The 11,501-nt window shown below is 62.9% G+C and carries 13 protein-coding genes; all 13 read left to right on the top strand.

The window, feature by feature from the left end; translation table 11 throughout:
- Positions 1-218: 218 nt before the first annotated feature.
- The 13 genes from fliL (at position 219) to ACIPZ5_RS19345 (ending at position 11,486) form a co-directional block, all read left to right on the top strand.
- Complete coding sequence (fliL, locus tag ACIPZ5_RS19405) at positions 219-716, top strand: flagellar basal body-associated protein FliL (protein ID WP_261943215.1); 498 nt, start codon at positions 219-221, stop codon at positions 714-716.
- A 9-nt stretch (positions 717-725) separates the two neighbouring features.
- The gene (fliM, locus tag ACIPZ5_RS19400; protein ID WP_027921190.1) at positions 726-1,694 is read left to right on the top strand and encodes a flagellar motor switch protein FliM; all 969 of its coding nucleotides are present in this window, start codon (positions 726-728) and stop codon (positions 1,692-1,694) included.
- A gap of 47 nt (positions 1,695-1,741) precedes the next feature.
- Entirely contained in the window at positions 1,742-2,206 is a 465-nt protein-coding gene (gene fliN, locus ACIPZ5_RS19395) for a flagellar motor switch protein FliN (protein ID WP_110636814.1), read from the top strand.
- A 12-nt stretch (positions 2,207-2,218) separates the two neighbouring features.
- Positions 2,219-2,665, top strand: coding sequence for a flagellar biosynthetic protein FliO (fliO, locus tag ACIPZ5_RS19390; protein ID WP_343596074.1), 447 nt, complete (start codon positions 2,219-2,221; stop codon positions 2,663-2,665).
- Positions 2,665-3,444 carry a flagellar type III secretion system pore protein FliP gene (fliP, locus tag ACIPZ5_RS19385; protein WP_400810146.1) on the top strand — a complete coding sequence of 260 codons (780 nt, stop codon included), beginning with the start codon at positions 2,665-2,667 and terminating at the stop codon, positions 3,442-3,444. The genes fliO and fliP overlap by 1 nt, the downstream gene beginning before the upstream one ends.
- Before the next feature lie 21 nt (positions 3,445-3,465).
- Positions 3,466-3,735: a flagellar biosynthesis protein FliQ gene (gene fliQ / locus ACIPZ5_RS19380; protein ID WP_027921194.1), complete on the top strand. Its 270-nt coding sequence runs from the start codon at positions 3,466-3,468 to the stop codon at positions 3,733-3,735.
- Between the two features lie 7 nt (positions 3,736-3,742).
- A complete protein-coding gene (gene fliR, locus ACIPZ5_RS19375) occupies positions 3,743-4,519 on the top strand; it encodes a flagellar biosynthetic protein FliR (RefSeq protein WP_400810144.1) in 777 nt (258 codons plus the stop codon).
- Positions 4,520-4,521: 2 nt separating this feature from the next.
- Entirely contained in the window at positions 4,522-5,664 is a 1,143-nt protein-coding gene (gene flhB / locus ACIPZ5_RS19370) for a flagellar biosynthesis protein FlhB (RefSeq protein ID WP_400810142.1), read from the top strand.
- Between the two features lie 215 nt (positions 5,665-5,879).
- On the top strand, positions 5,880-8,009 hold the full coding sequence (flhA, locus tag ACIPZ5_RS19365) for a flagellar biosynthesis protein FlhA (RefSeq protein WP_261943219.1): 2,130 nt from the start codon (positions 5,880-5,882) through the stop codon (positions 8,007-8,009).
- 11 nt (positions 8,010-8,020) lie between these two features.
- Positions 8,021-9,328, top strand: a complete 1,308-nt coding sequence (flhF, locus tag ACIPZ5_RS19360) for a flagellar biosynthesis protein FlhF (RefSeq protein WP_261943220.1) — start codon at positions 8,021-8,023, stop codon at positions 9,326-9,328.
- Positions 9,329-9,421: 93 nt separating this feature from the next.
- Entirely contained in the window at positions 9,422-10,255 is an 834-nt protein-coding gene (fleN, locus tag ACIPZ5_RS19355; RefSeq protein ID WP_054884183.1) for a flagellar synthesis regulator FleN, read from the top strand.
- Entirely contained in the window at positions 10,252-10,992 is a 741-nt protein-coding gene (gene fliA, locus ACIPZ5_RS19350; protein ID WP_027921199.1) for an RNA polymerase sigma factor FliA, read from the top strand. Before fleN ends, fliA begins: the two co-directional genes overlap by 4 nt.
- A 119-nt stretch (positions 10,993-11,111) precedes the next feature.
- The gene (locus tag ACIPZ5_RS19345) at positions 11,112-11,486 is read left to right on the top strand and encodes a chemotaxis response regulator CheY (RefSeq protein WP_197891551.1); all 375 of its coding nucleotides are present in this window, start codon (positions 11,112-11,114) and stop codon (positions 11,484-11,486) included.
- Positions 11,487-11,501: the final 15 nt, after the last annotated feature.

Raw genomic sequence — 11,501 nt, 5'->3', positions numbered from 1 at the left:
GGCTGACAACCATGGCCTGACAGGCATGGCCACGTTGCAACAAATGTAGGAGCGGATTTATCCGCGATGCGCCGCGCGGGCGGCGCTCGATCTCATAGGCGCCACACCTCTCAATCCAGGCACTCTCAATCCAGGCACTCTCAATCCAAACCTGGCATAACACTTGCTCAAGCCACGTCATCCTCCTTTGAAACCCCGATGGACGACGGATTATTGGCATGGCGAAGAGCGACGCAGTGAAAGACCCCGCCGCAAAAGGCAAACTCAAGCTGATCCTGCTGCTGGTGCTGGCCCTGTTGCTGGCGGTCGGCCTGTCGGTCGGTGCCACCTGGTTCATCATGCACAAGAGTGAATCGGCGCCCGCCCCTGAAGCGGCTGCTACCAACGTCAAGGCTCCCGCGATCTACGTGCCGCTGGCCCCCGCCTTCGTGGTCAACTTCAACCAGAACGGTCGCCAGCGCTACATGCAGCTGAGCATCACCATGCAAGGCCGTAGCCAGGCTGACCTGGACGCACTCTCGGTGCACATGCCGGTAATCCGCAACAACCTGGTGATGATGTTCTCCGGGCAGGGCTTCGACACCTTGGCGGCCAGTTCGGTGGGCCAGGAGATGCTGCGTCAGAAAGCCACCGCGGTGGTTCAGGAAGTGGCGCAGAAGGAAGTCGGCAAGCCGGTGGTCGACCAGCTGCTGTTCACCAATTTCGTATTGCAGTAGGAGTCCGCAATGGCCGTACAGGACCTGCTGTCCCAGGATGAGATCGATGCCCTGTTGCATGGCGTCGACGATGGGCTGGTACAGACCGAGAGCGTTGCCGAGCCCGGCAGCATCAAGAGCTACGACCTGACCAGCCAGGATCGGATCGTACGCGGTCGCATGCCGACCCTGGAAATGATCAACGAGCGGTTCGCCCGCTACACCCGCATCAGCATGTTCAACCTCTTGCGGCGCTCGGCCGACGTGGCAGTGGGCGGCGTGCAGGTGATGAAGTTCGGCGAGTACGTGCATTCGCTGTACGTGCCGACCAGCCTCAACCTGGTCAAGATCAAGCCGCTGCGTGGTACCGCACTGTTCATTCTCGACGCCAAGCTGGTGTTCAAGCTGGTGGACAACTTCTTTGGCGGTGACGGCCGTCACGCCAAGATCGAAGGCCGCGAATTCACCCCCACCGAGCTGCGCGTGGTGCGCATGGTGCTGGACCAGTGCTTCGTCGACCTCAAGGAAGCGTGGCAAGCGATCATGCCGGTCAACTTCGAGTACATGAACTCCGAGGTCAACCCGGCCATGGCCAACATCGTCGGCCCGAGCGAGGCGGTGGTGGTGTCGACCTTCCATATCGAACTGGACGGCGGCGGGGGCGACCTGCATGTGACCATGCCGTATTCGATGATCGAGCCGGTGCGGGAAATGCTCGATGCCGGCTTCCAGTCTGACCTCGACGACCAGGACGAACGCTGGGTCAAGGCCCTGCGCGAGGACGTGCTGGACGTTTCCGTGCCGCTGACCGCCACGGTTGCCCGTCGCCAGTTGAAGCTGCGCGACATCCTGCACATGCAGGCCGGCGACGTGATCCCGGTGGAGCTGCCCGAGCACCTGGTGCTGCGCGCCAATGGCGTGCCGTCGTTCAAGGCGCGCCTGGGCTCGCACAAGGGCAACCTGGCCCTGCAGATCATTGACCCGATCGAACGCCGCTGACGGCGTGCCGGTCGCTCTTTACGAATTGAATGCCTGTCGAGGACATCATGGCTAACGAAAACGAGATCACTTCCCCGGAAGACCAGGCCCTGGCCGATGAGTGGGCCGCGGCCCTGGAAGAAACCGGTGATGCCGGCCAGTCCGACATCGACGCGTTGCTCGCCGGTGACAGCGGCAAGCCCGGTGCCGGTCGCCTGCCGATGGAAGAATTCGCCAGCTCCCCGCGGCCGAATGAGAACGTCAGCCTCGAAGGGCCGAACCTGGATGTGATCCTGGATATTCCAGTGAGCATTTCCATGGAAGTGGGCAGCACCGAAATCAATATCCGCAACCTGCTGCAGCTCAACCAGGGCTCGGTGATCGAACTCGACCGCCTGGCCGGTGAACCGCTCGATGTGCTGGTCAATGGCACGCTGATCGCCCATGGCGAAGTGGTCGTGGTCAACGAGAAGTTCGGCATCCGCCTGACTGACGTGATCAGCCCAAGCGAACGCATCAAGAAGCTGCGCTGAGTGAAAGGCACGATGCGGGCCGTGACGGCCTTGGCCGCGCTGTTGGCCAGTGAAGTGGCCATCGCGGCCGCCAACCCTGCTGCCAGCCCGGTTGCGGCGCCGGCGGCTGCGCCCGGCAGCCTCGGCGGGCAGCTGGCACAGATGGTGTTCGGCCTGTTGCTGGTGGTGGGCCTGATCTTCTTGCTGGCCTGGGTGCTACGCCGCATGCAGGGCGCCACGCCCAAGGGCGGGCAGGTGATCGAGATCGTCGGCAGCCGCACCATTGGCCCGCGTGACCGGCTGTTGCTGGTTCAGGTTGGCAAGGAGCAGATCCTTATCGGCCATGCCCCGGGCAGCATCGAGGCGTTGCATGTGCTGGCCGAACCCGTCGAAGTACCCGCCAGCGCGCGCCAGGCGACGCCGGAGTTTGCCCAGCGGCTGATGGAGCTGATGGGCAAGGACCAGAAGGACAAGAAGTGATGACCCGCGCCTTGCGCCTGCTGTTGAAAACGTCGTTGAGCACCTTGGTGCCGCTCGCCCTGCTGCTTGCTGCACCGCTGGCACTGGCCGCCGACCCGTTGTCGATTCCGGCCATTACCCTGTCCAACACTGCGGACGGGCAGCAGGAGTATTCGGTCAGCCTGCAGATCCTGCTGATCATGACGGCGCTGAGCTTCATTCCGGCGTTCGTCATCCTGATGACCAGCTTCACCCGCATCATCATTGTGTTCTCGATCCTGCGTCAGGCCCTGGGCCTGCAGCAGACGCCGTCGAACCAGGTGCTGACCGGCATGGCGCTGTTCCTGACGATGTTCATCATGGCGCCGGTGTTCGACCGGGTGAACCAGGATGCCCTGCAGCCATACCTGAGCGAGAAGATGACGGCCCAGCAGGCCATCGAAAAGGCCCAGGGGCCGCTCAAGGACTTCATGCTGGCGCAGACCCGGCAGAGTGACCTCGATCTGTTCATGCGCCTGTCCAAGCGCACCGACATTGCTGGCCCCGATCAGGTGCCGCTGACGATCCTGGTGCCGGCGTTCGTCACCTCGGAACTGAAAACCGCGTTCCAGATCGGTTTCATGATCTTCATCCCGTTCCTGATCATCGACATGGTGGTGGCCAGTGTGCTGATGGCCATGGGTATGATGATGTTGTCGCCGTTGATCATCTCGCTGCCGTTCAAGATCATGCTGTTTGTCCTGGTCGATGGTTGGGCGCTGATCATGGGTACCTTGGCCGGCAGTTTCGGCGGCGTCTGACGCCGCCAGGGAGAGCCCCGCATGACACCTGAAGTAGCTGTCGACCTGTTTCGTGACGCGCTGTGGCTGACCACCTTGATGGTTGCCGTGCTGGTGGTGCCGAGCCTGCTGGTCGGCCTGATCGTGGCGATGTTCCAGGCCGCCACACAGATCAACGAACAGACCTTGAGCTTCCTGCCGCGCCTGCTGGTGATGCTGGTCACGCTGATCGTTGCCGGGCCCTGGCTGGTGCAGAAGTTCATGGAGTACATCACCGGCCTGTACACCAGCATCCCGCAGCTGATCGGTTGAGCCTGCCATGCTGGAGCTGACCGACGCCCAGATCGGTACCTGGGTCGCCACCTTCATCCTGCCGCTGTTCCGGGTGACTGCGGTGTTGATGACCATGCCGATCTTCGGCACGCGCATGCTGCCGGCGCGCATCCGCCTGTACGTGGCGGTGGCCATCACCGTGGTGATCGTGCCGGCCCTGCCGCCGTTGCCGGAGTTCGACCCGCTGAGCCTGCGCGGCCTGCTGCTGTGTGGCGAGCAGGTCATCGTCGGCGCGTTGTTCGGCTTCTCCCTGCAGCTGCTGTTCCAGGCCTTCGTCATTGCCGGGCAGATCATTGCCGTGCAGATGGGCATGGCCTTTGCCTCGATGGTCGACCCGGCCAACGGGGTCAACGTCGCAGTGGTCAGCCAGTTCATGACCATGCTGGTGAGTGTGCTGTTCTTGCTGATGAACGGCCATCTGGTGGTGTTCGAGGTCATGACCGAGAGCTTCACCACCTTGCCGGTGGGCCACGCCCTGGTGGTCAATCAGTTCTGGGAAATGGCCGGCCGACTGGGGTGGGTGTTCGGGGCCGGCCTGCTGCTGATCTTGCCGGCGATCACCGCGCTGCTGGTGGTGAACATCGCCTTCGGCGTGATGACCCGTGCCGCGCCACAGCTGAACATCTTTTCCATCGGTTTTCCGCTGACACTGGTGCTGGGCATGGGCATCTTCTGGGTAGGGCTGGCCGATGTGCTTTCCCACTACCAGACGTTGGCCAGCGAGGCGCTGCAATGGCTGCGTGAGCTGGCAAGGGTGCGCTGAGCATGGCAGAAAGCGAGAGCGGTCAGGACAAGACGGAAGACCCCACCGACAAGCGCAAGCGCGACGCGCGGGAAAAAGGCGAGATCGCCCGGTCCAAGGAGCTCAACACGGTTGCCTCGACCCTGGCCGGTGCCGGCGCGCTGCTGGCCTTCGGCGGCAACCTGGCCGAAACCTTGATGAAGCTGATGCAGATGAACTTTTCCCTGACCCGCGAGGTGCTCACCGACGAGCGCTCGATGGGCATGTTCCTGCTGGCTTCGGGCAAGATGGCGATCTGGGCGGTACAGCCAATTCTCATGCTGCTGTTCGTCATCGCCTTCGTTTCGCCCATTGCCCTGGGTGGGTTCATTTTCTCGGGCAGCCTGTTGCAACCCAAGTTCAGCCGCATGAATCCATTGTCGGGTATCAAGCGGATGTTTTCGCTGAACTCGCTGACCGAACTGCTCAAGGCCATGGCCAAGTTCATGGTGATCCTGGTGGTGGCGCTGGTGGTGTTGGGCAATGACCGCCAGGCGCTGCTGGCCATTGCCAACGAGCCACTTGAGCAGGCGATCATTCACAGTGTTCAGGTGGTTGGCTGGAGTGCCTTGTGGATGGCGGCCGGTCTGCTGCTGATTGCCGCGGCCGACGTGCCATACCAGCTGTGGCAGACCCACAAGAAGCTGAAGATGACCAAGCAGGAGATCAAGGACGAGTACAAGGACAGCGAAGGCAAGCCTGAGGTCAAGCAGCGCATCCGTCAGCTGCAGCGTGAGGTGTCGCAGCGGCGCATGATGGCCGCCGTGCCCGAGGCCGATGTGATCATCACCAACCCGACGCACTATGCCGTGGCCCTGCAGTACGACCCCGAGAAGGATGGGGTGGCGCCGCTGCTGGTGGCCAAGGGCACCGACTTCATCGCCTTGAAGATTCGCGAGATCGGCGTCGAGCACAAGGTGCAGATCCTTGAGTCGCCAGCCCTGGCGCGGGCGATCTACTACTCCACCGAGGTCGAGGGAGAAATCCCGGCGGGGCTGTACCTGGCGGTGGCACAGGTGCTGGCCTACGTGTTCCAGATCCGCCAGTACCGCGCTGGTAAAGGCAAGCGGCCGGAGCCGCTCAAGGAAGACCTGCCGATTCCGCCAGACCTGCGGCGCGACAATTGATTCCAGCCTGTACCGGCCTCTTCGCGGGGCAAGCCCGCTCCCACAGGTACTGTGCACACTTAGGCCTGGTGATGTACCTGTGGGAGCGGGCTTGCCCCGCGAAGAGGCCGGTACAGGCAACATAAATCCTTAGCCGCACAAAGTTGGAAGGCTTCTTGCAAAGCCACGCCCAAGCGCCCCTTGGGCGTCAAAGTTTTGCATCAAGAGGACTCGCGGTGGATCGCACTCAGTTAATCAGCAACGCCCGCAACAACCTGGCCGGGCTCGGCCGGGGCAACCTGGGCGTGCCGTTGCTGCTGCTGGTGATGTTGGCAATGATGATGTTGCCGATACCGCCGTTCCTGCTCGACGTGTTCTTCACCTTCAACATCGCCCTGTCGATCGTCGTCCTGCTGGTCTGCGTGTACGCCCTGCGTCCATTGGATTTCGCCGCGTTCCCCACCATCCTGCTGGTGGCGACCTTGCTGCGCCTGGCGCTGAACGTGGCTTCCACGCGAGTGGTCATGCTTCATGGTCAGGAGGGCCACGGCGCTGCCGGTAAAGTGATCCAGGCCTTCGGCGAGGTGGTGATCGGCGGCAACTACGTGGTCGGTGCGGTGGTGTTCGCCATCCTCATGATCATCAACTTCGTGGTGGTCACCAAAGGTGCCGGGCGTATTTCCGAGGTGAGCGCACGCTTCACCCTCGACGCCATGCCTGGCAAGCAGATGGCCATCGACGCTGACCTCAACGCTGGCCTGATCGACCAGGCCCAGGCCAAGGCGCGCCGCGCCGAGGTGGCCCAGGAGGCCGAGTTCTACGGTTCGATGGACGGTGCCAGCAAGTTCGTCCGCGGTGACGCCATCGCCGGCCTGCTGATCCTGTTCATCAACCTGATCGGTGGCATGCTGATCGGTATGCTGCAACACAACATGTCGTTCAGCGATGCGGGCAAGGTTTACGCCTTGCTGACCATTGGTGACGGTTTGGTGGCGCAATTGCCATCACTGCTGCTGTCCACCGCTGCGGCGATCATGGTCACCCGAGCCTCGGGCTCCGAGGACATGGGCAAGCTGATCAATCGCCAGATGTTCGACTCGCCCAAGGCGCTGGGTGTGTCTGCGGCGCTGATGATCATCATGGGCCTGGTGCCGGGCATGCCGCACATCGCCTTCCTCAGCCTCGGCCTGCTGGCCGGGGGCGGTGCCTACCTGGTGTGGAAGAAGCAGCAGAAGGCCAAGCTCGACGCGCAGAAGGAGGCGCAGCGCCAGCAGGACCTACTGCCGTCGCCGCAGCGCGCAATGGAAACCAAGGAGCTGGGCTGGGACGACGTGACGCCGATCGACATGATCGGTCTGGAAGTCGGCTACCGGCTGATTCCACTGGTCGACCGCAACCAGGGTGGCCAGTTGCTGGCTCGAATCAAGGGGGTGCGCAAGAAGCTGTCCCAGGACCTGGGCTTCCTCATGCCGACCGTGCATATCCGCGACAACCTCGACCTGCAGCCGAGCGCCTATCGCCTGACGCTGATGGGGGTGATCCTCGCCGAGGCCGATATCTACCCTGACCGCGAGCTGGCGATCAACCCGGGGCAGGTGTTTGGTGTGCTCAACGGCATCGCCGCGCGCGACCCGGCATTCGGCCTGGAGGCGGTGTGGATCGACGTCGGCCAGCGTGCCCAGGCGCAGTCGCTGGGGTACACCGTGGTCGATGCCAGTACCGTGGTAGCCACCCACCTCAACCAGATTCTGCAGAAGCACTGCCATGAGCTGATCGGCCACGAAGAGGTTCAGCAGCTGTTGCAGGTATTGTCCAAGGCTTCGCCTAAACTTGCAGAAGAGCTGGTGCCCGGTGTCATTTCCTTGTCGGGGCTGCTCAAGGTCCTGCAAGCATTGCTGTCCGAGCAAGTGCCGGTGCGTGACATTCGCAGTATTGCCGAGGCCATCGCCAACAATGCCGGCAAGAGTCAAGATACCGCCGCGCTGGTGGCGGCGGTGCGCGTCGGATTGTGTCGTGCCATTGTCCAAAGCATTGTCGGCGTTGAGCCCGAGCTGCCTGTGATCACCCTGGAGCCAAGGTTGGAACAGATCTTGCTCAATAGTTTGCAAAGGGCCGGGCAAGGTCAGGAAGACGGTGTTCTTCTTGAGCCGAGCATGGCCGAAAAGCTGCAGCGTTCGTTGATCGACGCCTGCCAGCGCCAGGAAATGCAAGGCCAGCCGGCCATTCTCCTGGTAGCTGGCCCGATCCGTGCCATGCTGTCGCGCTTCGGCCGCCTGGCTGTACCGAATTTGCATGTTCTGGCGTATCAGGAAATACCGGATAACAAGCAAGTCACCATCGTTGCCACAGTGGGCCCCAACGGCTGAGGTAGTGGGTTATGCAAGTCAAGCGTTTTTTCGCCGCCGATATGCGTCAGGCCATGAAGCTGGTCCGTGATGAGCTGGGCTCCGATGCCGCCATCATCGGCAACCGCCGCATCGCCGGTGGTGTCGAGCTGACCGCCGCGCTGGACTACAAGCTGTCCGCGCTGGCCCCACGCGTGCCCAATGCCGAGCTGGAAGAAGAGCTGCGCAAGACCCAGTCGCGCATTGCCACTGCCCAGGCCGAGCTGGACAACCGTGCCGAGGCCAGCGAAGGCAACCGCCAATTGTTCGCCGGCCAGTCGCTGACGGCGGCCGAGCCGCTGATCGAACCGCACGTCGATGTGCCGGCCCCGGCGCCGGCGCCGGCGCAGCCAGCCGTCGATCCGCGCCTGTTCGATGCCATGCGTTCGGAGCTGTCGGGCCTGCGCGAACTGCTCGAAGTGCAGCTCGGCTCGCTGGCCTGGAACCAGCTGCAGGGCAGCAAGCCGGCCCAGGCCAACCTCTGGCGTCGCCTGCAACGCATCGGCCTGTCCGGCCCGATCGCCCGCGAGCTGCTCGACCTCACCAACGAGATCGAAGAACCGCGCCAGGCTTGGCGGATGCTGCTGGCGCACCTGGCACGGATGATCGAAGTGCCTCAGGTCGAACCGATCGAAGAGGGGGGCGTGATCGCCATGGTCGGCCCGGCCGGCATGGGCAAGACCACCACCCTGGCCAAGCTGGCGGCGCGTTATGTGCTCAAGTACGGCCCGCAGAACCTGGCCCTGGTGAGCATGGACAGCTTCCGCATCGGTGCCCAGGAGCAGCTCAAGACCCTGGGGCGCATCCTTAACGTGCCCGTGACCTACGTCGATCCGGGCCAGTCGCTGGCAGCGGCGCTGGAGCCGCTGCTGCGCAAGCGCGTGGTGCTGATCGATACCGCCGGCCTGCAGGCCAGCGACCCGGCCCTGCGCATGCAACTGGAAACTCTGGCCGGGCGGGGCATTGCCGCGAAGAATTACCTGGTGCTGGCCACCACCAGCCAGAAGCAGGTGCTGACCGCCGCCTACCACAGCTACAAGCGCTGCGGCCTGGCCGGCTGCATCCTGACCAAACTCGATGAAACGGCGAGCCTCGGCGACGTGCTGAGCCTGGCCATCAGTCATGAACTGCCCGTGGCCTACCTCACCGATGGTCCGCGCATTCCTGACGACCTGCACCTGCCGCGCCCGCACCAGTTGGTGACCCGCGCGGTGAACGTGCAGTTGCAGGACGAGCCCAGCGAAGAGGCGATGGCCGACATGTTCGCTGATCTCTACCACAACCCGCGGCGCGCGGGTTGAGGATGAAGCGTATGCAAAGTACCTACATTCCGGGGCTGGCAGTGTCGCCCCGCGTGTGGCTTGGGTCCAAGCGAGACAAGGTAAACAACGAACATGGGTAGCATGCATCCCGTACAGGTGATCGCCGTCACTGGTGGCAAAGGTGGCGTCGGCAAGACTAACGTTTCAGTGAACTTGTCCCTGGCGCTGGCCGAGCTCGGCCGTCGGGTGATGTTGCTGGACGCCGACCTTGGCCTGGCCAATGTCGACGTGTTGCTGGGCCTTACCCCGAAACGCACCCTGGCTGATGTCATCGAAGGGCGCTGCGAGCTGCGTGATGTTCTGTTGCAGGGGCCGGGCGGTGTGCGCATCGTGCCGGCTGCTTCGGGTACCCAGAGCATGGTGCATCTGGCACCGGCCCAGCATGCCGGGCTGATCCAGGCTTTCAGCGAGATCGGCGACAACCTCGACGTGCTGGTGATCGACACCGCTGCGGGTATTGGTGACTCGGTAGTCAGCTTTGTTCGCGCAGCCCAGGAAGTGCTGCTGGTGGTATGCGACGAGCCCACCTCGATCACCGACGCCTACGCGCTGATCAAGCTGCTCAACCGCGACTACGGCATGAACCGTTTCCGCGTGCTGGCCAACATGGCCCAGAGCCCGCAGGAAGGGCGCAACCTGTTCGCCAAGTTGACCAAGGTCACCGACCGCTTCCTCGACGTCGCCCTGCAATACGTCGGCGCCGTGCCGTACGACGAGAGCGTGCGCAAGGCCGTGCAGAAGCAGCGCGCGGTGTATGAGGCGTTCCCGCGCTCCAAGTGCGCCCTGGCCTTCAAGGCCATCGCGCAGAAAGTCGACAGCTGGCCGCTGCCCGCCAACCCACGCGGGCATCTTGAGTTCTTCGTTGAACGCCTGGTGCAACCCACCAGCGCAGGGCCCGTGCTATGAACGCGAGCGGCTTCAAGATGTACAGCAAGGCGTCGAAAGACGCCCAGTTCGAGCTGGTGGAGCGCTACGCGCCGCTGGTCAAGCGCATTGCCTACCACCTGCTGGCACGCCTGCCCGCCAATGTTCAGGTCGAGGACCTGATCCAGGCCGGCATGATCGGCCTGCTGGAAGTGGCCAACAAGTACGACGCCAGCAAGGGTGCCAGCTTTGAAACCTACGCCGGCATCCGCATCCGCGGGGCGATGCTCGATGAGGTCCGCAAGGGCGATTGGGCACCGCGTTCGGTGCACCGCAATACGCGCATGGTCAGTGACGCGATGCGCGCCGTGGAAGCAAGAACCGGTCGCGACGCTAAAGATCATGAAGTTGCTGCCGAACTCCAATTGAGTCTCGATGATTACTACGGGATCTTGAACGATACCCTGGGGAGCCGCCTGTTCAGTTTCGACGACCTGTTGCAGGACGGCGAGCACGAAGGGCTGCACGAGGACGGCGCCAGTGGCCAGATCGAGCCGTCGCGCGATCTGGAGGACGAGCGCTTCCAGGCTGCCCTGACCGATGCGATCGCCAACCTGCCGGAGCGTGAGCGGCTGGTGTTGGCGCTGTACTACGACGAAGAGCTGAACCTCAAGGAAATCGGTGAGGTACTGGGGGTCAGCGAGTCGCGTGTCAGCCAGTTGCACAGCCAGTGTGCCGCGCGCCTGCGCAGCCGCCTGGGGGAATGGCGGGCGCGTTGAGCCCGGGGGTCGTTGCAGTCGTTTTCCACGTGTTTTCCATGTTGCACCGAATTGAATGAATACGCGTGCTCGCAGCCGAGCGCGTTTGAGACTGCTTGGAGGTCTACTTGAACAAAGACATGAAAATCCTCATCGTTGACGACTTTTCGACGATGCGGCGGATCATCAAGAACCTGTTGCGTGACCTGGGCTTCACCAACACCGATGAAGCCGATGACGGCACTACCGCGCTGCCGATGCTCGAAAGCGGCCATTACGACTTCCTGGTGACCGACTGGAACATGCCCGGCATGTCCGGTATCGACTTGCTGCGCAAGGTGCGTGCCCACGATCGCCTGAAAAGCATGCCGGTGCTGATGGTGACCGCCGAAGCCAAGCGTGACCAGATCATCGAAGCGGCCCAGGCCGGGGTCAATGGCTACGTGGTCAAGCCGTTCACCGCTCAGGTGCTCAAAGAAAAGATCGAGAAGATCTTCGAACGCGTCAACGGCTGAGTCACGTCAGGGGGG

The organism is Pseudomonas sp. NPDC089428, from assembly GCF_044749325.1.
Classification (GTDB): domain Bacteria; phylum Pseudomonadota; class Gammaproteobacteria; order Pseudomonadales; family Pseudomonadaceae; genus Aquipseudomonas.
This window is presented reverse-complemented; position numbering and strand designations above follow the sequence as displayed.